Below are 20,835 nucleotides of genomic sequence, written 5' to 3'. Positions count from 1 at the left end.
ATGAGAGGGTAAGGCTCCCAGTAGACGACTGGGTTGATAGGCCAGGTCTGGAAGCCCGGTAACGGGTGGAGGTGACTGGTACTAATAGGCCGAGGGCTTGTCCTCAGTTGCTCGCGTCCACTGTGTTGGTTCTGAAACCACGAACAACCCCACGTTTGCCACAAGCGTGGTGCGGTTGAGTGTTTCATAGTGTTTCGGTGGTCATAGCGTGAGGGAAACGCCCGGTTACATTCCGAACCCGGAAGCTAAGCCTTACAGCGCCGATGGTACTGCAGGGGGGACCCTGTGGGAGAGTAGGACACCGCCGAACAAATATTGGGAAAGGCCCACACCGTAAGGTGTGGGCCTTTTTCATTTTCCATTGTTTCCCGTTTCCCGTTTCCCATCGTTTCCCAGGGGCGCCCCGCTCCCTGGGAAGAAACCTCCTTACAGGCGTCCTGCTGCTTTCAAGGCCAGGTAGGCATCGGCCAGCGCTGGTGCCAGGTCGTCCGGAGTTGTGTCGACGACCGTGACTCCGTGACGGCGGAGTTGCTCGGCTGTTCGGTGGCGTTCTGCCTGGGCTTGGGCTGCGGCGGCGGCCTCGTACACGGCATCCGGGTTTCCGCGTGCCTTGGCCATGCCGGCGATGTGCGGATCCGCGACTGATGCCACGAGAACAGGGTGGCGTTGGGTCAGTTGAGGGAGTACGGGAAGCAGGCCCTCTTCGACGGGGGCCGCGTCCAGGCTCGTCAGGAGCACGATCAGGGCGCGACGTGGGGCCACACGGAGAGCGGTGGCCGTGAGGGCGCGTGCGTCCGTTTCGATGAGTTCGGGTTCCAGGGTGGCCATCGCGTTGACCAGGGACGGAAGCACGTCGCCTGCTGTGCGGCCCTGGACGAGCGCGCGTACTCGACGGTCGTATGCCAGGAGGTCCACGCGGTCGCCGGCGCGGGACGCGAGGGTGGCCAGGAGCAGGGCAGCGTCCATGGAAGCGTCAAGGCGGGGGACGTCGCCCACACGCCCCGCGGAGGTCCGGCCGGTGTCCAGGACCACGAGGATGTGGCGGTCGCGTTCGGGACGCCAGGTGCGTACGGCGACCGTGGTCTGTCGGGCTGTGGCGCGCCAGTCGATGGAGCGGGTGTCGTCCCCGGGGACGTATTCGCGGAGGCTGTCGAACTCCGTGCCCTCGCCTCGCGTCAGCACGCTGGTGCGGCCGTCGAGTTCGCGAAGGCGGGCCAGCTTGGAGGGCAGGTGCTTGCGGCTGGTGAACGGGGGCAGGACTCGTACCGTCCAGGGGACCTTGTGGCTGCCCTGGCGGGCGAACAGGCCGAGAGGTCCGTACGAGCGGATGGTGACGCGGTCCGACTGGTGGTCGCCCCGGCGCGTGGGGCGCAGACGGGTTGTGGTGCGTCGGCGTTCACCCGGGGGGACTGTGAGGCGGTGCCGGGAGGCGGCCACCTCGGTTCCGGGCTGCCAGCTGCTCGGGGGCCAGGCGTCGCGGAGGTGGGCGCGCAGGGGGCGGTTGGACGGGTTGGTGACCGTGAGGGTGACGTCCGCCGTTTCGCCCAGGCGCGCCGATGTGTCGCCGGAGCGGGTCAGGCCGAGGCGGCGTACGGGCGCGGCGAGAGCGAAGTCGCAGGCGCAGGCCAGGGCCAGGGGGGCATTCACGGCGAGGATGCCCGTCCAGCTGGGTTCCCAGATGCCGACAGGGAGGGAGCCGAGGGCCGCGAGGAGGGCGGCGCGTCCGGTGAGTGCCATCAGCGGGGGACGGGGACGTGGGTGAGGATCGCGTTGATCACCGAGTCGGCCGTCACGCCTTCCATCTCGGCCTCCGGGCGGAGCTGGACACGGTGGCGGAGGGTCGGGAGGGCGAGGGCCTTCACGTCGTCGGGGATGACGTAGTCGCGGCCCGTCAGCCAGGCCCAGGCGCGTGCGGTCGCCAGGAGGGCTGTGGCGCCGCGTGGTGAGACGCCGAGGGTGAGGGACGGGGATTCGCGGGTGGCGCGGCAGATGTCCACGACGTAGGCGGTGATCTCGGGGGAGACCGTGGTCTTGGCGACCGAGGCGCGGGCGGCTTCCAGGTCTGCTGCGTTCGCTACGGGGCTTAGGCCTGCGGCGCGCAGGTCGCGCGGGTTGAAGCCCTCCGCGTGACGGGTGAGGACGTTGATCTCGTCCTGGCGGGAGGGGAGCGGGATCGTGAGTTTGAGGAGGAAACGGTCCAGCTGGGCCTCGGGGAGGGGGTACGTGCCCTCGTACTCGACGGGGTTCTGGGTCGCGGCGACCAGGAACGGCTCCGGGAGCGGGCGCGGGGTGCCGTCGACGGTGACCTGGCGTTCCTCCATGGCTTCCAGGAGCGACGACTGGGTCTTGGGCGGGGTGCGGTTGATCTCGTCGGCGAGGAGCAGGTTGGTGAAGACCGGGCCGGGCTGGAAGGAGAACTGGGCGGTGCGGGTGTCGTAGACGAGGGAGCCCGTGACGTCGCTCGGCATCAGGTCGGGGGTGAACTGGACTCGCTTGGTGTCGAGTTCGAGGGCGGATGCCAGGGCGCGCACGAGGAGTGTCTTGGCGACTCCCGGGACTCCTTCGAGGAGGACGTGGCCGCGGCAGAGGAGGGCGACGACGAGGCCCGTCACCGCGGGATCCTGGCCGACCACGGCCTTGGCGATCTCGGCGCGCAGGGCTTCCAGGGAGGAGCGGGCGGCGCCCGGGTCCCCGCCGTACCCGGCGTTGTCAGTGGTCGGGTCCATCATGGACGGCGTACCTCACTTTCGAGGGCGTCGAGTTGGTCGGCGAGCGCGATCAGGCTTTCGTCGTCGCCGGGTGGTGGGCCGAAGAGGAGGGTGTGCAGGGCCTGTCCGTCTCCGTGGTTGTGGAGGTGGGCGGACAGGGCGGGGAGCAGGGCCTCGGGCGCGTGCGCCTGGGCGAGGGGGATGCCTACGAGGGGGGCGAGGCGAGTGCGGGTGGTGGAGCGCAGAGCGGCGGCCGCGCGGTCGCGGGCGTTCGCTTTGCGGTAGAGGCGGGCGCGGCCTTCGACGGTTTCGGAGGCGCGGATCGCGACGGGGAGACGTTCTGGTACGAGGGGGCCGAGTCGGCGTGCCCTCCAGAGAGCGGCCAGGGCGGCGGCGAAGAAGAGCTGGAGTGTGCCCCAGAGCCAGCCCGAGGGGAGCAGGTCGAGGAAGTCGCGCTCGCCGGTTTCGGTGAGGGCTTTGTCGGACAGCGAGGGGAGGTACCAGACCACATGGGGGCGCGAGCCGAGGAGTTGGAGGGCGAGCGAGGCATTGCCCTGGTCGGCGAGGCTGTTGTTGAAGAGGATGTCGCGCGAGCCGAGCACGATGGTGTCGCCGCCCCCTTCGGGCGCCGGCAGGCGCACGAGGGTGGGCAAGCCGTCGCTCGGATAGCAGGCCTCGGCGTCCGGGGCGGTGGTGTGGTAGCGGATGCCTCCCGTGTCGGCGGTGCCCGCTCGCCGGGCTGCGGGGAGGTCGCAGCGGGGGGAGAGCGTCGAGTCGAGGCTGCGTGCCGGGTCTGCGCTCATACCGGGGGCGAAGGTGCCGATGGAGGGGGCGCCGGGAGTGATCAGGACCGTACGGCCGCCGGAGTCGCGGGTCGCCGTGTGGAGCTGGGCCTGCTGGCGGTCCGTCAGCAGGTCGGGGACGGCGACCAGCAGGGTGGTGTCGGGGCCCGTCGCGGCGCGGGCCTCGTCCAGGGTGGTGACCAGGCGTGTGGACACGCCCCGGTCGTCGAGGAGTGCGGCGATCGCGCGGCTGCCGTAGGGGTCGGCCGATCGCGGGTCGAGCATGCCGTGCTGGGAAGTGGAGCGGACCGAGGCGATCGCGACGGCCGCGGCCAGGAGGATCACCAGCGCGAGTACGACACCTCGCGCGCGGGTCCATACCTGGCGGGCGGTGGGCGAGGCCGAGGTGGTCGGGAGCGTGGCCTCGGTGGTCATTCGGCGGCTCCGCGGCGTGAGCTGCCGGTGCTGTCCGCCGTACTGGCCGTACTGGCCGTGCTGTGGGCACTGTTGGTCAGCACGGGCTTGGTGCGCTCCAGGTCGTCGTCGAGGGCGGCGAGGCGGCGGTACGTTCCGTCGCCCGCCGACCTGCCACCGTATGTGACGTCGTCGAAGTCCCGGGCGGCGGCGCGCAGTCGGTCCGCGTGGGCGGGGAGTGTGCGGCCTGCTTCGGAGGCGGCCTCGTCGGCGGTGCGGCCGGGGCGTACGTCGAGCAGGGCGCGTTCCTCCAGTGAGCGGACGATGGCGCGCATGCGTTCCTGGACGGCCTGGTTCCAGTGGCCCTGGGCGGCGTGTGCCTCCGCGGCCGTGCGGTGTTCGGCGGCGCTGCGGGGGCGGTCGTCGAAGAGCGCGGCCGACGATGTGGGGGTGCGGTGGGGGGTGCCCAGGCGCCACCACAGTGCCCCGAGGAGCGCGAGGACCACCAGGACGATGACGACGAGGCCGAGTGCGCCGCCGGGGGTGGCGGCGGACGCGGCGCCGAACAGTTTGTCGAGCCACTCCCAGAAGGCGTCCAGAGCGCGCTGGAACCAGCTGGGTTCGTTCTCGTGGTACATCTGCTTGGACAACTCGCGCCGGGCCGCTTCGCGCGCGGGGTCGCGCGGTGTGGTGAGCGGTGGTGCGTTGTCGGACATCGGCAGTGCCTGCCCGGTGCCGCCGGTGCCGAGCAGTGACCGTACGGCCGACGGGCCGGCGTGTGGCAGTGCCAGGACCGCTGTGAGAACTCCCCCCGCCACGCCGTCAGCTCCCCGGGGTCGTGCCGGGTGTCTCGGAGCCGTAGCCGTGGATGCCGGCGGCGCGGGCCAGGTCGAGGTCGAGGGCCTCGCGGCGGATGCGCTGGTCGATGTAGAGCAGCACGGTGACGCCCGCGGTGATCGGGAACGTGAGCATGGCCCCGATCACCGAGCCGATCCCGCTGACGATGAGGAACGTCCAGTCGAGCTGCCCGTCGCTGCCGTTGAGGAAGCCGGAGATGCCGTCTCCGCTGAGCGCGGCGGCGAGGAAGGCGAACGGGATCACGATGATCGAGGCCACGATGTTGGCGATGATCGCGGCGAGCAGCTGGATGCCGAAGACCCGCCACCAGGAGCCGCGCACCAGCTTCACGGAGCGGCTCATCGACTTCATGACCCCTTGCTTCTCCAGCATCAGGGCGGGCGAGGCGAGCGAGAAGCGGATCATCAGCCACAGGGCGACGACTCCGGCTCCGAGACCGCCGAGGGCGGCCAGCGCGGCGCCCCCTCCGCCTCCGCCCGCGGCGATCACGAGGAGGCCGGGCGCGGTGCCGACGGCGATGATGACGGCGGCGATGAGGGGCAGCAGGAGAGTCAGGCCGAACAGCCTGGCCAGCCGGGGCCCGGCCTCGCGCCAGGCCTCCGCCGTGGTCACCGGCTTGCCGATCACGGCGCGGCTGGTCACGGACGTGAGCAGGGCTGTGGCCACGATGGTGCCGAGCAGGCTGATGAGCAGGACGACGGCCGAGCTGAGCATGGTGGTGCCCATGGCCTGGGTCAGTTCGTCGAGCGAGGCGCTGGGGTCGCTGAGGGCCTCGGTGCCGGCTGCGTCGTTGAGGACGAAGCCCTGAACCAGGATGACCGCGATCTCCGTGACGACGGCGACGGTCAGCGAGATGCCGAGGACCGTGCGCCAGCACGTGCGCATGGTGGAGACGGCGCCGTCGAGGATCTCGCCGATGCCGAGCGGGCGCAGCGGGATCACACCGGGCTTGGCCGCGGGCGGGGGTCCGCCCCACGGTCCGCCCCAGCCGCCGGGACCGCCGTAGCCGGGCGGGCCCCAGCCGCCGGGGCCACCGCCCTGGCCGCCGTAGCCACCTGGGCCGCCCGGACCGTAACCACCGGGGCCGCCAGGCTGCTGGCCGCCCCAGCCCGGGCCGGGCGGAGGGGGTGGCGGGGCCTGGCCGGGGGCCTGCGGGCTCGGAGCCGACCACTGGCCGGGCGGGGGCTGCTCCTTGGACCACTTCGACGGCGGCTCCGACGGGTTCACGCCACCCTGGCCCGGCTGCTCCGGGGGTTGCGCAGCGCCGGAGCCAGCCGGTTCCTGGCCGTCCGAGGGGGCGGATCCGGGCGAGGCCCAGCCCGGAGTGTCTTTCATCGTCGCTCCTTCACGGTGCCCGTCCGCGGTTGCGGTGGCAGGTTCGGGCCCATCGTGCCACGGTGCGTCCCTCAAGTGACCAGGGGCGGTATGGGCTGCGCACCTTCAATTGTCTGCCCGGTAGAGGGCAGACTGGGCGGATGGCTGATCAGCAGGCGCAATCCGGCGACGACAACCGGCCGACAGAGATCCCCGCGATCCGCTGGGACGAGCCACCCGAAGGGCCCGTTCTGGTCCTTCTCGACCAGACGCGGCTGCCGGCCGAGGAGGTCGAGCTGGTGTGCACGGACGCGCCCGCGCTGGTGGGGGCGATCCGCACCCTCGCGGTCCGCGGGGCGCCGCTGCTGGGGATCGCCGGGGCGTACGGCGTCGCGCTCGCCGCCGTGCGCGGGTTCGACGTGGAGGAGGCAGCCGCCGCCCTCGCGGGTGCTCGGCCCACCGCGGTGAACCTCGCAGTTGGCGTGCGCCGGGCCCGGGACGCGTACCGGGCCGCGCTCGCCCAGGGCGGGAACCAGGAGCAGGGTGCCGAGGCGGCGCTCGTTGCGGCGCGGGCGCTGCACCGGGAGGACGCCGAGGCGAGTGTCCGCATGGCCGGGCACGGGCTGGCGCTGCTCGACGAGTTGCTGCCGGGCGGCGGGCACCGGGTGCTCACGCACTGCAACAGCGGTTCGCTGGTGTCGGGAGGGGAGGGCACGGCGTTCGCGGTGGCGCTGGCGGCGCACCGGGAGGGGCGGCTGCGCAGGCTGTGGGTGGACGAGACGCGGCCGTTGCTCCAGGGGGCCCGTCTGACGGCGTACGAGGCGGCGCGCAGCGGGATGGCGTACACCTTGCTCACGGACAATGCGGCGGGTTCGCTGTTCGCGGCCGGGGAGGTGGACGCGGTGCTGGTCGGGGCCGACCGGATCGCGGCCGACGGCTCGGTGGCGAACAAGGTGGGGACGTATCCGCTCGCGGTGCTGGCCCGGTATCACCATGTGCCGTTCATCGTGGTGGCGCCGGTGACGACCGTGGATCTTGACACCGCGGACGGCGCGTCCATCGAGGTCGAGCAGCGGGCCGGGTACGAGGTGACGGAGATCGCGGCGCCCCAGGTGCCGGTGGCGGGAGCGGAAGCGGGGGGTGGGATTCCGGTGGCACCTCTGGGGACACAGGCGTACAACCCGGCGTTCGACGTGACACCGCCCGAGCTGGTGACGGCGATCGTCACCGAGGAGGGGGTCGTGTCGCCCGTGACGGCCGAGGCTCTTGCCGAGCTGTGTGACAGGTCACGCCAGGTAACGATTTAGTTAATGGGATGATGTCATTCATGAAGGGACGAGTCCTTGTCGTCGACGACGACACCGCACTGGCCGAGATGCTCGGCATCGTGTTGCGTGGTGAAGGTTTTGAGCCGTCTTTCGTAGCCGACGGCGACAAGGCGCTGGCGGCATTCAGGGAGGCAAAACCCGACCTGGTGCTGCTCGACCTGATGCTGCCCGGCCGGGACGGCATAGAGGTGTGCCGCCTGATCAGGGCCGAGTCCGGGGTGCCGATCGTGATGCTCACGGCCAAGAGCGACACGGTGGACGTGGTGGTCGGGCTGGAGTCCGGTGCTGATGACTACATCGTGAAGCCGTTCAAGCCGAAGGAGCTCGTGGCCCGTATCCGGGCGCGGCTGCGGAGGTCGGAGGAGCCGGCGCCGGAGCAGCTCGCCATCGGCGACCTCGTCATCGACGTGGCCGGTCACTCCGTGAAGCGGGAGGGGCAGTCGATCGCGCTGACGCCGCTGGAGTTCGACCTGCTGGTCGCGCTGGCCCGCAAGCCGTGGCAGGTGTTCACGCGTGAGGTCCTGCTGGAGCAGGTCTGGGGCTACCGTCACGCGGCGGACACGCGTCTGGTCAATGTCCATGTGCAGCGGCTGCGGTCCAAGGTCGAGAAGGATCCGGAGCGGCCGGAGATCGTGGTGACCGTCCGCGGTGTCGGGTACAAGGCGGGACCGAGCTGACATGACGGGGGACAGTGCCGCTTCGGCGCCCGGCCAGCCGGGGACCCGCGCGGGGCGGCCTGTCGGCCGGAAGACGGCGGGGTCCCGCTGGGGACACCTCCTGGACGGCGGGCTGCTGCGGGGCGGGGTGCAGGGCAGTCCGGTCCTGCGTCTGTTCATGCGCTGGGTGCGTCGTCCGCTGTTGCCCGTGATGCGGCTGTGGCGGCGCAACATCCAGCTCAGGATCGTCGTGACGACCCTGCTGATGTCGCTGGGCGTGGTCCTGCTGCTGGGTTTCGTCGTCATCGGACAGGTGCGCAACGGACTGCTGGACGCCAAGGTCAAGGGTTCACAGAGCCAGGCCACGGGCGGTTTCACGGCCGCCGCCCAGCAGGCCGACAGCGCGGCGACCGCGGCCGGGAACGAGGGCCCGGACCCGGGTGGCGACTCGGTGAAGAACGTCAGCGAATGGATGAGCAGCCTCGTGGAGTCCCTCTCCAGTGGCGGCCAGGGCGCGTTCGACGTCGTGACGCTCAGCAGCAGCGGAGCAGGGGCCGAGCGCGGGTTCGGTCCGCGCGCCTCCGGCGGTGTGGACCCGACGCTCAGCGTGCCCGAGGTCCTGCGCGACCGTGTGGATGACGGAGCGGGCGCGGCGCAGAGCTACACGCGCATCGTCTACGAGGCCAGCACCGGCAAGGAGTCGCAGCCCGCGCTGGTCATCGGCAAGCAGGTCAACGACCCGTACGGCAACCCGTACGAGCTGTACTACCTCTTCCCGCTCAGCCAGGAGGAGAAGTCGCTGAGCCTGGTCAAGGGGACGCTGGCGACGGCGGGACTGTTCGTCGTCGTGCTCCTCGGGGCCATCGCCTGGCTCGTGGTGCGCCAGGTCGTCACCCCTGTCCGGATGGCGGCCGGGATCGCTGAACGGCTGTCCGCGGGGCGCCTTCAGGAGCGTATGAAGGTCACCGGTGAGGACGACATCGCGCGGCTCGGTGAGGCCTTCAACAAGATGGCGCAGAACCTTCAGCTGAAGATCCAGCAGCTGGAGGACCTGTCGCGGATGCAGCGGCGGTTCGTCTCCGACGTGTCGCACGAGCTGCGCACTCCGTTGACCACCGTGCGTATGGCCGCGGACGTCATCCATGAGGCGCGCGTCGACTTCGATCCGGTGACCGCGCGGTCGGCGGAGCTGCTCGCCGACCAGCTGGACCGGTTCGAGTCGCTGCTCGCGGACCTGCTGGAGATCAGCCGGTTCGACGCGGGCGCGGCGGCCCTGGAGGCCGAGCCGATCGACCTCAGGGAGGTCGTGCGACGGGTCGTGAGCGGGGCCGAGCCGCTCGCCGAGCGCAAGGGGACGCAGATACGGATCGTCGGCGACCAGCAGCCCATCGTGGCCGAGGCCGACGCCCGGCGCGTGGAGCGGGTGCTGCGCAACCTCGTCGTCAACGCCGTGGAGCACGGCGAGGGCAAGGACGTCGTGGTCAAGCTGGCCGCGGCGGGCGGCGCGGTGGCGGTCGCCGTACGCGACTACGGGGTGGGGCTCAAGCCGGGCGAGGCGACCCGGGTGTTCAGCCGCTTCTGGCGCGCGGACCCGGCACGCGCGCGTACCACCGGCGGTACGGGGCTCGGGCTGTCCATCGCCCTGGAGGACGCGCGGCTGCACGGTGGCTGGCTGCAGGCGTGGGGCGAGCCGGGCGGGGGTTCGCAGTTCCGGCTGACGCTGCCGCGGACCGCGGACGAGCCGTTGCGGGGATCCCCGATACCCCTTGAGCCCAAGGACTCGCGGCGCAACCAGGAGCTGAACAACGCCGGTCTGCACCTCGGAGGCGGCAGCAAGCTCGCCACCGTCCCGGTGCAGACCGCAGGGGAGAACGTACAGACGAGGGCCCCCATAGAACTGCGGCCGACCGGGGCGACGCCCACGGTGGACCCGACGGCACTGCCCGGCGACGGGGCGCGCGTGGTGCCCCGGCCCACCGGGGCCGCGGGCGGGCACTCGGACGAAGAAGTGGACGACGAAGCGGGGGACACCGGGGAGCGGCCGTCACAGGGCGGCGCGGAGCAGCACGAGCAGGGGGAGGCATTCCGTGGGCGCTGAGCGCGAGGGGCGCGGCCGACGGCGTCGGATGCGCGTGGGGGCGTACGTCGGCTGTGGTGCCGTACTGCTGGCCGGGTGTGCCTCGATGCCGGACGACGGGGATCTGCGCGGTGTCGAGTCCACCCCACGACAGGACGCGCAGGTACGGGTCTACGCCCTGCCGCCGCGTGAGGACGCCCGGCCCTCGGAGATCGTGCAGGGCTTCCTGGAGGCACTCACCAGCGATGATCCGGACTATGAGACGGCCCGCATGTACCTGGCGGGCAAGGCGCTCTCGGACTGGCAGCCGAGCGCGACCACCACGGTCCTCGACGAGGGGCCGAACGCCCTGGTCGAGCCCTCGGGGACCAGGGAGGACGACGGGGACTTCCTCTACCGGCTGACCGGCCACGAGGTCGCTCAGGTGGATGCGCAGCACGCGTACAAACCCGCCGACGACGACTACAACGAGACCGTGCACCTCACGCAGCAGAAGGACACCAAGCAGTGGCGCATCGACCGGCTGCCCCAGGGTGTGGTGATGGGCAAGTCGGACTTCCAGCGCACCTATGTGTCCGTGAACAAGTACTACTACACCTCGTTCGCGCGGGCCGGGCAGCTGGGGACCGTGGCCGATCCGGTCTACGTGCGCCGGGAGGTGGACCCGGTGACGCAGATGGTCCGGGCGCTGCTGAAGGGCCCGACCCGCTGGCTGAACGGGGTGGCGCGGACGAGTTTCCCTCCGGGCACTGCTCTCAAGAAGGGTGTCAGGTCGCTCACGCCCGACGACCAGAACAAGCTGGTCGTGCCGCTGAACGGCAAGGCCGACCGTGTCGCGCGGGGCAAGTGCAACGAGATGGCGGCACAGTTGCTCTTCACGCTCCAGGACCTGATGCCCACCGGTGTGGACGAGGTGGAGCTGCAGCGGTCGGACGGTACGCAGCTGTGTGTGCTCGACGAGGGCGGGGCCTCGCACGGCGCGGGCGGAGGCGCCGACTACCAGTACTTCATCGACGGTGAGGGGCGGCTCGTACGCATGCTCGCCAGCGGTGCCGACCGGGAGCCCGACGCCGTTCCCGGTGCTCTGGGCACCGGTGACACCGAGCTGCGGTCGGCCGCCGTGAGCCGCGACGAGGACCGTGCTGCCGGGGTGTCGAAGGACGGCAGCGAGATGTATGTCGGGTCGTTCGAGTCGGACGGTGCGCTCGGCGACCCTGTGGTGCACAGCGAGGGCAGGACCGACACGGACCGGCTGACGACGCCCAGCTGGGACGGGCGGGGCGATCTGTGGGTCGCCGACCGCGATCCGAAAAATCCGCGGCTGCTGGTGCTGCAGGGCGGTGAGGGCGAGCCTCTGGAGGCCGGCACACCGGGGCTGGACGGGCGCATCGAGGCGGTGCGGGTGGCAGCGGACGGCGTCCGGATCGCGCTGATCGTGGAGAGGGATGACAATCAGGCCCTGTTCATAGGGCGCATCGAGCGGGACTCCGACTCGAGTGGTGAGCCGTCCGTGTCGATCGTCGATCTGCGTTCCGCGACACCGCAGCTGGAGAAGGTCAAGGCCATGTCGTGGGCCGGGGACAGCCGGCTCGTGGTGGTCGGGCGCGAGTCCCGCGGTGTGCAGCAGATGCGGTACGTGCAGGTCGACGGCTCCATGCTGGACGGCCCTCAGCCCGCGTCGCTCACCGGAGTGGAGGAGATCGCTGCCTCCGAGGACGAGCGGTTGCCGCTGGTGGCCCATTCGGAGGACGGAATCGTACGGCTGTCGTCCGGCGCGCAGTGGCAGACGGTGGTCAGCGAGGGGATGGCGCCGGTTTATCCGGGGTAGCGGGGGCGTCCGTACGGTGGTCCGTGCCGTGCCGTGCCGTGCCGTGCCGTGCCGTGCCATGCCGTGCCATGGCCGTGCTGTGCTGTGCTGTGCCGTGCGTTGTAGTGCCCTGCGGTGTAGTGCAGTGGCGGGGGTCCCTCGTGTGAGGGACCCCCGAGGCCGTTTCCGGAAGTTGTCCACAGGCGGTTATCCACAGGGGTGGCCGGGGCGCGCCGACGTTGGCACAGTGGTGGGCATGCGGGGGTGGTGGCAGGACCTCACCGATCTGATGCTGCCGGCCGAGTGCGGAGGCTGTGGCAGGCCTCGCACGGTGCTCTGCCCGGAGTGCTGTGCCGCCCTGAGCGGGGTCGCACCGCGCCGGGTGCGACCGGTGCCGGAGCCGCCGGGGCTGCCCGTGGCACACGCGGCGGCTCCGTACGAGGACGCGGTAAGGGCGATGCTCCTCGCCCACAAGGAAAGAGGCGCGCTGGCGCTCGCGGCACCGCTCGGAGCGGCCTTGGCAGGGGCCGTACTGGCGGGGCTGCGCGAGGCGGGAGGGGCACGGGAGCGCGTGCTGCTCGTGCCTGTGCCGTCGGCGCGGACGGCGGTGCGGGCACGTGGGCACGACCCCGCTCGGCGGATCGCGCTCGCCGCCGCCGGGGAACTGCGGCGCACGGGGACGCCGGCTCGAGTGCTCGGTGTGCTGCGGCAGCGCCGGGCCGTGGCCGATCAGTCGGGCCTCAACTCGCGGCAGCGGCTGGACAATCTCGCGGGCGCCCTGGTGGTGGCCGACGGGGGAGGGCTGTTGCTGGCGGAGGGCCGGGTCGTGCTGGTCGACGACGTGATGACGACGGGCGCCTCGCTGACGGAGGCCGCGCGCGCCGTGCGGTCAGCTCTGGACGAAACGGCTGTGTACGGCGGCGTGGCATGGGAAGGAAGAGCGAAACGGATCGCGGGTGCGACTGCGGCGACCGGAGTGAGGTCGGTGCGGTCGGCCGAGAGGAAGGTGGTGGACCGTACCCGAGCAGTACCGGGAAAGGCGGCTGCGCACGGCGCCGGAAACATCATGCGCGCAGCGGTGGTCGCTGCCTCACCGGAATCTTTCCAATAAACCGGAACTGAGAGAGATCTTGCGTCGTTGCAGGTAGCGAGAGGGTCAATCACCTGAACGGAGGTATGTGGGAGTAGAGGGTGACGACATCAGGCCGGGCGAGATATGTTCGGTTGTGAGGGAATGGCGGTGGCCGTTCCTTGCATATCCGAATGCCGTTCAGCGGGTTTTTCTGTAATCATCCGCGACGACAGGGCGGAGATCTTGTCCACGGGGGAGGAGGAGGTGGAAGTCACCAAGTCCGAGGCTCCGGGACGTACCGGAGCCTGGTGATGCACAAGGGAGACGCTCCGCACTGGAGCGGAGCGATCCGGGAACGGAGTTTTGCGTGGACATCGTCGTCAAGGGCCGCAAGACCGAGGTGCCCGAGCGGTTCCGCAAGCACGTGGCCGAGAAGCTGAAGCTGGAGAAGATCCAGAAGCTCGACGGCAAGGTGATCAGCCTCGACGTCGAGGTGTCCAAGGAGCCCAACCCCCGGCAGGCAGACCGATCGGATCGAGTGGAGATCACGCTCCACTCCCGCGGTCCCGTGATCCGGGCGGAAGCAGCGGCCAGTGATCCGTATGCGGCGCTCGACCTGGCGGCGGAGAAGTTGGAAGCCCGGCTGCGCAGGCAGCACGACAAGCGATTCACGCGCCGTGGAGCCCGACGGCTCACGGCAGCCGAGGTCCCCGACCACGTCCCGGGCGTGGCGACACTGAACGGGAACGGCAAGACCGTCCACGAGGAAGAGCAGTCGGACGGCGTTCCCACCAAGAAGATCGGCTCGCTGGAGGTCAAGGGTGAAGGTCCCCTCGTCGTCCGTGAGAAGACCCACGTCGCGTCCCCGATGACGCTCGACCAGGCGCTCTACGAGATGGAGCTGGTCGGGCACGACTTCTATCTGTTCGTCGACTCCGAGACCAAGGAACCCAGTGTCGTCTACCGGCGGCACGCCTACGACTACGGCGTCATCCACCTCAGCACCGACCCGATGGTGACCCAGGGGCGGTCGGCCGGCGCAGGTGGTGGGCTCGGCGGCTGACCTCCGCCGGGTGACAACCGATCCGGTGCCCCTGGAGCGTGTGTGCGCCCCCAGGGGCACCCGTGTGCGACCACCCGATGGACCGCTCTGTCACCGCTGTGCGGTCCCGGCATGAAATCATGGCTGAACCGGCCCCAACCGGTGGGCTGTTGCCTTTGGTTGGCGATGGCACAGGAACACAGGCCACGGCCTTCTAGGGGGAGGAACGATGGCGGACAGCTTCGGACCGATGCGTGACGAGGATGCCGACGGCGGCGTCGTCGGCATGGGCCCGGAGGGGGGCTCTCCACGCAAGGAGCCCATCCGGGTCCTCGTCGTGGACGACCACGCGCTCTTCCGCCGCGGCCTGGAGATCGTGCTCGCGGCCGAGGAGGACATCCAGGTCGTCGGCGAGGCGGGCGACGGGGCGGAGGCCGTCGACAAGGCGGCCGACCTGCTGCCCGACATCGTGCTGATGGATGTACGGATGCCCAAGCGCGGCGGGATCGAGGCGTGCACCTCCATCAAGGAGGTGGCCCCCAGCGCGAAGATCATCATGCTGACGATCAGCGACGAGGAAGCCGACCTCTACGACGCGATCAAGGCGGGTGCGACGGGCTATCTCCTCAAGGAGATCTCCACGGACGAGGTGGCCACGGCCATTCGCGCCGTCGCTGACGGGCAGTCACAGATCAGCCCCTCCATGGCGTCCAAGCTGCTCACCGAGTTCAAGTCCATGATCCAGCGGACCGATGAGCGCCGGCTCGTGCCGGCGCCGCGGTTGACGGACCGGGAGCTCGAAGTGCTCAAACTCGTGGCCACGGGAATGAACAACCGTGATATCGCCAAGGAGTTGTTCATCTCCGAGAACACGGTGAAGAATCACGTGCGCAACATCCTGGAGAAACTGCAGCTGCACTCCAGGATGGAGGCCGTGGTGTATGCGATGCGGGAGAAGATCCTCGAGATCCGTTAGGGGCACGGACTCGGTGAGAATCAGGCGAGGGCGCGGGTCAGCTCCTTTGTAAGGGGCTCGCTGAACTCCGGGGCGTCCACCCGCTCCACGCGTACGTCGGTGCAGTCCACCCAGCTCGCCGCCTCGCGCAGGGCCTGGGCCACCGCGGGGACTGCTTTGGGGCTGCCGAGAGTTATCTGCCTGGCGATCAGGGTGCGGCCGTCGCGGGCGGGGTCGACCCGTCCGACCAACTGGCCTCCGGCGAGGACCGGCATCGCGAAGTAGCCGTACAGGCGCTTCTGTTTGGGGACGTACGCCTCCAGGCGGTGGGTGAAGCCGAAGATGCGTTCCGTCCGGGCCCGCTCCCAGATCAGCGAGTCGAAGGGGGACAGGAGCGTCGTACGGTGGCGGCCGCGCGGCGCCGTCTCCAGAGCCGCCGGGTCGGCCCAGGCGGGTTTGCCCCAGCCCGCGACCGTCACCGGAACCAGGCCCGAGTCCGCGATCACCGCGTCGACCTGCTCGGCCTTAAGGCGGTGGTAGTCGGCGATGTCAGCGCGCGTGCCCACACCCAGGGACTGGCCGGCCAGCCGGACCAGGCGGCGGAGGCACTCGGTGTCGTCCAGCTCGTCGTGCAGCAGCTCGTCCGGGATCGCGCGCTCGGCGAGGTCGTACACCCGCTTCCAGCCGCGGCGCTCGACGCAGACCACCTCGCCGTACATCAGGGCCCGTTCGACGGCGATCTTCTCGCCGGACCAGTCCCACCACTCGCTGGTCCGCTTCGCCCCGCCCAACTCCGTGGCGGTCAGGGGGCCTTCGGCGCGGAGCTGCTTGATCACGCGCTCGTATGCGCCGTCCGGCAGTGAGTGGTTCCAGTGCGGGCGGGAGCGGTAGGCGCGGCGGCGGAAGGCGAAGTGGGGCCACTCCTCGACGGGGAGGATGCAGGCGGCGTGCGACCAGTACTCGAAGGCGTGCGGTCGGGGCACGGGTGCGCCGTCGGGCGTGGTCGACCAGTACGCCTTGTCCACCGTCTTGCGGCCCACGGCGCCGAGGCGGGCGTACGGGATGAGTTCGTGCGAGCGGGCCAGGACCGAGATGGTGTCGAGCTGGACCGCGCCCAGATGCCGCAGCACGCCTCGTACGCCACCCCTGCGGTCGGGAGCACCCAGGAACCCCTGGGCCCGCAGCGCGATGCGGCGGGCCTCGTCGGCGGAGAGTTCGGCGGTGGGGCGCGGCAGGGTCGTCATGTTTCCGCACGATAGAGGTTGCCACTGACAGAGGGGCCTGAGCTCGGGTTTCGGGCTGAGGCGGCTTGGGTTTCGGGCCGAGGCAGCTCGGGTTTCGGGCTGAGGGAGCTCGCTTGTCGGGACCAGCCGCAGCGGGTTTCCGGACCGGCAGGACCGGGTTCCCGGATCAGCCGCGCCGGGTTCCCGGACCGGCCGCACCGCCCGCACCGGCCGCCGTCCGCCCCAGGGCGCCCCGGAAGACCCAAGCCGACCGGAGACGCTACGACCGTCCCGGAAGGTACGGTGCCGTCGACGGCAGGCCCAGGTCCGAGGGGAGCAGGGAGCCCACCCAGCAGTCGCGGCGCACGCCCTTGTTGTCGATCGCGGAGCGCAGGGTGCCCTCGATGGTGAATCCCGCCTTCTCGGCCACCGCGCGGGATGCCGCGTTGCCGACCTCGGCGCGCCACTCCACGCGGTCGATCGCCATCGAGGTGAAGGCCCAGCGGGAGGCGGCGAGGGTGGCCTCGGTGATGTAGCCGTTGCCGCGGTGCTCCTTGGTCGCCCAGAAACCGATTTCACCCGTGCCCAGTGAGCGCACGGAGATGCCGAGCATGCCCACCAGCTCCCCGGACGGGAGGAAGACGCCGAACGTGTACATCGAGGAGTCCGCCCAGCCGTCGGGCGCCATCTGGCCGACGAACCCCTCCGCGTGCTCGCGCAGATACGGCGACGGGATCATGGTCCAGCGCTGGATCTCGGGGTCCTGCGCGGCCGCGTACACCGCGTCGGTGTCGTGCGGGCCCACCGTGCGCAGGAGCAGCCGGTCGGTGGTCAGGGTGACGGGGTCCATCGGGCGATTCTGGCTCGACAGAGCGGAGAGGCGCCATCCTTTAGATGCCGGGTCGGTCGATGTCGGCTGTGTCGGCCGTGTCGGTCCGTGTCGGTCCGTGTCGGTCCGTGTCGGTCCGTGTCGGGCAGTGCCCGATCGGGTGGGTGCCGGGTCTGTTGCGCGCGTTGTTTGCGGTGCGTGAGGGGCTGATCACAATTCGCTTATTTCGTGGACGGAATGCGGCACCATCCGTCTCGTACGGCCGTTGTCCTAGTGGCTGTCATGGCCAGACCTCCCGGCATGGTGGGGTCCTCGCTTACGATGGCCGTTGCTTTGTCTGGTATCGAAGCTGTCAAAGCTGTCATTGAACCTGTCCAGTGGAATCCGACCGTCCCAGGCCCGATCGGCAAGGAGACAAAACCCCGTGTCCGTCCTCTCGAAGATCATGCGTGCAGGCGAAGGCAAGATCCTGCGCAAGCTGCACCGCATCGCGGACCAGGTCAACTCCATCGAAGAGGACTTCGCGGACCTCTCCGACGCCGAGCTCCGGGCCCTCACCGATGAGTACAAGCAGCGCTATGTCGACGGCGAGAGCCTCGACGACCTGCTCCCCGAGGCCTTCGCGACCGTCCGTGAGGCGGCCAAGCGCGCCCTCGGCCAGCGGCACTACGACGTGCAGCTGATGGGCGGAGCCGCCCTGCACCTCGGATATGTGGCCGAGATGAAGACCGGTGAGGGCAAGACCCTGGTGGGCACGCTGCCCGCGTATCTGAACGCCCTGTCCGGAGACGGCGTCCACCTCATCACGGTCAACGACTACCTGGCCGAGCGCGACTCCGAGATGATGGGCCGCGTCCACAAGTTCCTGGGACTGAGCGTCGGCTGCATCCTCGCCAACATGACGCCGGCCCAGCGCCGCGAGCAGTACAACTGCGACATCACGTACGGCACGAACAACGAGTTCGGCTTCGACTACCTCCGCGACAACATGGCCTGGTCCAAGGACGAGCTCGTCCAGCGCGGCCACAACTTCGCGATCGTCGACGAGGTCGACTCCATCCTCGTCGACGAGGCCCGTACGCCGCTGATCATCTCCGGCCCGGCCGACCAGGCCACCAAGTGGTACGGCGACTTCGCCAAGCTGGTCACGCGCCTCAAGCGCGGTGAGGCGGGCAACCCCCTCAAGGGCGTCGACGAGACCGGCGACTACGACGTCGACGAGAAGAAGCGCACGGTAGCCATCCACGAGTCCGGCGTCAGCAAGGTCGAGGACTGGCTGGGCATCGACAACCTGTACGAGTCGGTGAACACGCCGCTGGTGGGCTACCTGAACAACGCCATCAAGGCCAAGGAGCTCTTCAAGAAGGACAAGGACTACGTCGTCATCGACGGCGAGGTCATGATCGTCGACGAGCACACGGGCCGTATCCTCGCAGGCCGCCGTTACAACGAGGGCATGCACCAAGCGATCGAGGCGAAGGAAGGGGTGGACATCAAGGACGAGAACCAGACGCTCGCCACGATCACCCTGCAGAACTTCTTCCGCCTCTACGGCAAGCTCTCCGGCATGACCGGTACGGCGATGACCGAGGCCGCCGAGTTCCACCAGATCTACAAGCTCGGCGTGGTCCCGATCCCGACCAACAAGCCGATGGTCCGCAAGGACCAGTCGGACCTGATCTACCGCACCGAGGTCGCCAAGTTCGACGCGGTGGTCGACGACATCGCCGAGAAGCACGAGAAGGGCCAGCCGATCCTCGTCGGTACGACGTCGGTCGAGAAGTCCGAATACCTCTCGCAGCAGCTCTCCAAGCGCGGCGTCCAGCACGAGGTGCTGAACGCCAAGCAGCACGACCGGGAGGCGACGATCGTCGCCCAGGCCGGCCGCAAGGGCGCTGTGACGGTGGCCACGAACATGGCCGGCCGTGGTACGGACATCAAGCTCGGCGGCAACCCCGACGACCTCGCCGAGGCGGAGCTGCGCCAGCGCGGCCTCGACCCCGAGGAGCACATCGAGGAGTGGGCCCACGCCCTGCCCGCCGCCCTGGAGAAGGCCGAGCGGGCCGTGAAGGCCGAGTTCGAAGAGGTCAAGGAGCTCGGCGGGCTCTACGTGCTGGGTACCGAGCGGCACGAGTCGCGCCGTATCGACAACCAGCTGCGCGGTCGTTCCGGCCGTCAGGGCGACCCGGGCGAGTCCCGCTTCTACCTCTCGCTCGGCGACGACCTGATGCGCCTGTTCAAGGCCCAGATGGTCGAGCGCGTGATGTCCATGGCGAACGTCCCGGACGACGTGCCGATCGAGAACAAGATGGTCACGCGCGCGATCGCCTCCGCCCAGTCGCAGGTCGAGCAGCAGAACTTCGAGACCCGTAAGAACGTCCTGAAGTACGACGAGGTCCTCAACCGCCAGCGTGAGGTCATCTACGGCGAGCGGCGCCGTGTCCTTGAGGGCGAGGATCTGGACGAGCAGGTCACGCACTTCATGGACGGCACGATCGACGCCTACATCCAGGCCGAGACGGCCGAGGGCTTCGCCGAGGAGTGGGACCTCGACCGGCTGTGGGGCGCGTTCAAGCAGCTCTACCCGGTGAAGGTGACCGTCGACGAGCTGGAGGAGGCCGCCGGCGACCGGGCCGGGCTGACCGCCGAGTTCATCGCCGAGTCGATCAAGGACGACATCCACGAGCAGTACGCGGCGCGCGAGGAGCAGCTCGGCTCCGAGATCATGCGCGAGCTGGAGCGCCGGGTGGTCCTCTCGGTCCTCGACCGCAAGTGGCGAGAGCACCTCTACGAGATGGACTACCTCCAGGAGGGCATCGGCCTGCGCGCGATGGCCCAGAAGGACCCGCTGGTCGAGTACCAGCGCGAGGGCTTCGACATGTTCCAGGCCATGATGGAGGGCATCAAGGAGGAGTCCGTCGGCTACCTGTTCAACCTGGAGGTCCAGGTCGAGCAGCAGGTTGAGGAAGTCCCGGTCGAGGACGAGAAGCCGTCGCTGGAGAAGAAGGAGGACGCGGTACCGGCCCAGGCAGGTGCCCGTCCGGAGATCCGCGCCAAGGGCCTGGAGGCCCCGCAGCGCCCGGACCGCCTGCACTTCTCCGCCCCCACCGTGGATGGCGAGGGCGGTGTCGTCGAGGGCGACTTCACCAACGACGACGAGCCCGTCCGCTCCGAGGCCGACGGCCTCACGCGCGCGGAGCGCCGCAAGCAGGCCAAGGGCGGACGGCGCCGCAAGAAGTGACGCAGCCGTTTGCCTCCGGTGAGGCGGCGGCGCCTCGCCTCGGGTGAGGACAGCGGTTTGAGGGGCCGGGCACTTTCGGGTGCCCGGCCCTTCGCGCGCGTGCCCTTTCTGGTCGGCGCTCCAAGGGATGGGCGCGTCCCGGTGTCGGGGTGGGGCCGGGCCGTATGCCGTATGAGGAGGTCAGTCCTCGTCCGTGCAGGGCATCCTCGGGCCGCCGAGTTCCACGGCTGTGCAGCGCCAGCGGTTGTCATGGCCGTACTCCAGGCGGAAGGCCATGGCGCGGAGCTGGTCGCCGGCGCCGATGCGGGCGAAGGCCTCGATGGCGCCGGGGCGGGGCTCGAAGTAGCCGATGTCGCGGACGACCGGGCGGGTGCCGCGGGTCGCGCGCAGGGGGCCGCGTTCGGCGAGCCAGGCCAGTTCGTCGTACGCGCGTCCGACGGTGTGGCGCAGCATGCTGTGCACCGGACGCTGACCGCTCAGTACTGCCAGCAGGAGATCGGCGAAGCGGTCGGTGGGGCGGGGCTGGGGG

Annotated in this window: 16 protein-coding genes and 1 rRNA gene; 9 read left to right on the top strand and 8 right to left on the bottom strand. The window is 70.1% G+C overall.

Annotated features, from left to right (window positions below):
* Positions 1 to 193: 193 nt before the first annotated feature.
* Positions 194 to 310, top strand: a 5S ribosomal RNA gene (gene rrf, locus FPZ41_RS32680).
* 116 nt (positions 311 to 426) lie between these two features.
* On the opposite strand, the gene FPZ41_RS32675 is transcribed toward rrf, so the two are convergent.
* The 5 genes from FPZ41_RS32675 to FPZ41_RS32655 form a co-directional block, all read right to left on the bottom strand.
* Positions 427 to 1,737, bottom strand: a complete 1,311-nt coding sequence (locus FPZ41_RS32675; protein ID WP_152867219.1) for a DUF58 domain-containing protein — start codon at positions 1,735 to 1,737, stop codon at positions 427 to 429.
* A complete protein-coding gene (locus tag FPZ41_RS32670) occupies positions 1,737 to 2,726 on the bottom strand; it encodes an AAA family ATPase (protein WP_152867218.1) in 990 nt (329 codons plus the stop codon). The genes FPZ41_RS32675 and FPZ41_RS32670 overlap by 1 nt, the downstream gene beginning before the upstream one ends.
* Positions 2,726 to 3,925: a DUF4350 domain-containing protein gene (locus tag FPZ41_RS32665; RefSeq protein ID WP_152867217.1), complete on the bottom strand. Its 1,200-nt coding sequence runs from the start codon at positions 3,923 to 3,925 to the stop codon at positions 2,726 to 2,728. Before FPZ41_RS32665 ends, FPZ41_RS32670 begins: the two co-directional genes overlap by 1 nt.
* Entirely contained in the window at positions 3,922 to 4,620 is a 699-nt protein-coding gene (locus tag FPZ41_RS32660) for a DUF4129 domain-containing protein (protein ID WP_152867222.1), read from the bottom strand. The genes FPZ41_RS32665 and FPZ41_RS32660 overlap by 4 nt, the downstream gene beginning before the upstream one ends.
* A gap of 106 nt (positions 4,621 to 4,726) precedes the next feature.
* A complete protein-coding gene (locus tag FPZ41_RS32655) occupies positions 4,727 to 6,097 on the bottom strand; it encodes a DUF7847 domain-containing protein (RefSeq protein ID WP_152867216.1) in 1,371 nt (456 codons plus the stop codon).
* A gap of 140 nt (positions 6,098 to 6,237) precedes the next feature.
* Between FPZ41_RS32655 and mtnA the strand changes: the two genes are divergently transcribed.
* The 7 genes from mtnA to FPZ41_RS32620 all read left to right on the top strand — a co-directional run bounded on the left by mtnA (position 6,238) and on the right by FPZ41_RS32620 (position 15,034).
* Positions 6,238 to 7,383, top strand: a complete 1,146-nt coding sequence (gene mtnA / locus FPZ41_RS32650) for an S-methyl-5-thioribose-1-phosphate isomerase (RefSeq protein WP_152867215.1) — start codon at positions 6,238 to 6,240, stop codon at positions 7,381 to 7,383.
* 8 nt (positions 7,384 to 7,391) lie between these two features.
* Positions 7,392 to 8,081 (top strand): two-component system response regulator MtrA, encoded by a 690-nt coding sequence (gene mtrA / locus FPZ41_RS32645; RefSeq protein WP_187281934.1) that lies wholly within the window; start codon positions 7,392 to 7,394, stop codon positions 8,079 to 8,081.
* A 1-nt stretch (position 8,082) separates the two neighbouring features.
* Entirely contained in the window at positions 8,083 to 10,158 is a 2,076-nt protein-coding gene (mtrB, locus tag FPZ41_RS32640; RefSeq protein WP_152867214.1) for an MtrAB system histidine kinase MtrB, read from the top strand.
* A 28-nt stretch (positions 10,159 to 10,186) separates the two neighbouring features.
* Entirely contained in the window at positions 10,187 to 11,965 is a 1,779-nt protein-coding gene (locus FPZ41_RS32635) for an LpqB family beta-propeller domain-containing protein (RefSeq protein WP_152867221.1), read from the top strand.
* A gap of 235 nt (positions 11,966 to 12,200) precedes the next feature.
* Positions 12,201 to 13,055 carry a ComF family protein gene (locus FPZ41_RS32630; protein WP_152867213.1) on the top strand — a complete coding sequence of 285 codons (855 nt, stop codon included), beginning with the start codon at positions 12,201 to 12,203 and terminating at the stop codon, positions 13,053 to 13,055.
* 328 nt (positions 13,056 to 13,383) lie between these two features.
* Complete coding sequence (gene hpf, locus FPZ41_RS32625) at positions 13,384 to 14,079, top strand: ribosome hibernation-promoting factor, HPF/YfiA family (protein WP_407698851.1); 696 nt, start codon at positions 13,384 to 13,386, stop codon at positions 14,077 to 14,079.
* A gap of 208 nt (positions 14,080 to 14,287) precedes the next feature.
* Positions 14,288 to 15,034 carry a response regulator gene (locus FPZ41_RS32620; protein WP_131569529.1) on the top strand — a complete coding sequence of 249 codons (747 nt, stop codon included), beginning with the start codon at positions 14,288 to 14,290 and terminating at the stop codon, positions 15,032 to 15,034.
* 20 nt (positions 15,035 to 15,054) lie between these two features.
* Here the strand turns inward: FPZ41_RS32620 and FPZ41_RS32615 are convergent, their stop codons facing one another.
* Together FPZ41_RS32615 and FPZ41_RS32610 are read right to left on the bottom strand one after the other, a co-directional pair.
* Positions 15,055 to 16,257 (bottom strand): winged helix-turn-helix domain-containing protein, encoded by a 1,203-nt coding sequence (locus tag FPZ41_RS32615; protein ID WP_152867211.1) that lies wholly within the window; start codon positions 16,255 to 16,257, stop codon positions 15,055 to 15,057.
* Positions 16,258 to 16,516: 259 nt separating this feature from the next.
* Positions 16,517 to 17,086, bottom strand: coding sequence for a GNAT family N-acetyltransferase (locus FPZ41_RS32610; protein WP_152867210.1), 570 nt, complete (start codon positions 17,084 to 17,086; stop codon positions 16,517 to 16,519).
* A 403-nt stretch (positions 17,087 to 17,489) separates the two neighbouring features.
* Here FPZ41_RS32610 and secA point away from each other — a divergent pair, with 403 nt between their 5' ends.
* Positions 17,490 to 20,306 (top strand): preprotein translocase subunit SecA, encoded by a 2,817-nt coding sequence (secA, locus tag FPZ41_RS32605; protein WP_322621014.1) that lies wholly within the window; start codon positions 17,490 to 17,492, stop codon positions 20,304 to 20,306.
* Positions 20,307 to 20,486: 180 nt separating this feature from the next.
* On the opposite strand, the gene FPZ41_RS32600 is transcribed toward secA, so the two are convergent.
* Positions 20,487 to 20,835, bottom strand: a 349-nt coding sequence (locus FPZ41_RS32600; protein ID WP_228023134.1) for an Rv3235 family protein, incomplete at its 5' end; no start/stop codon positions are given.

The sequence above is a fragment of the Streptomyces acidicola genome, assembly GCF_009377235.1.
GTDB classification, from domain to species: Bacteria; Actinomycetota; Actinomycetes; order Streptomycetales; family Streptomycetaceae; genus Streptomyces; species Streptomyces acidicola.
The sequence above is the reverse complement of the archived record's forward strand: the minus strand, read 5'-3'. Positions and strand labels throughout refer to the sequence as shown.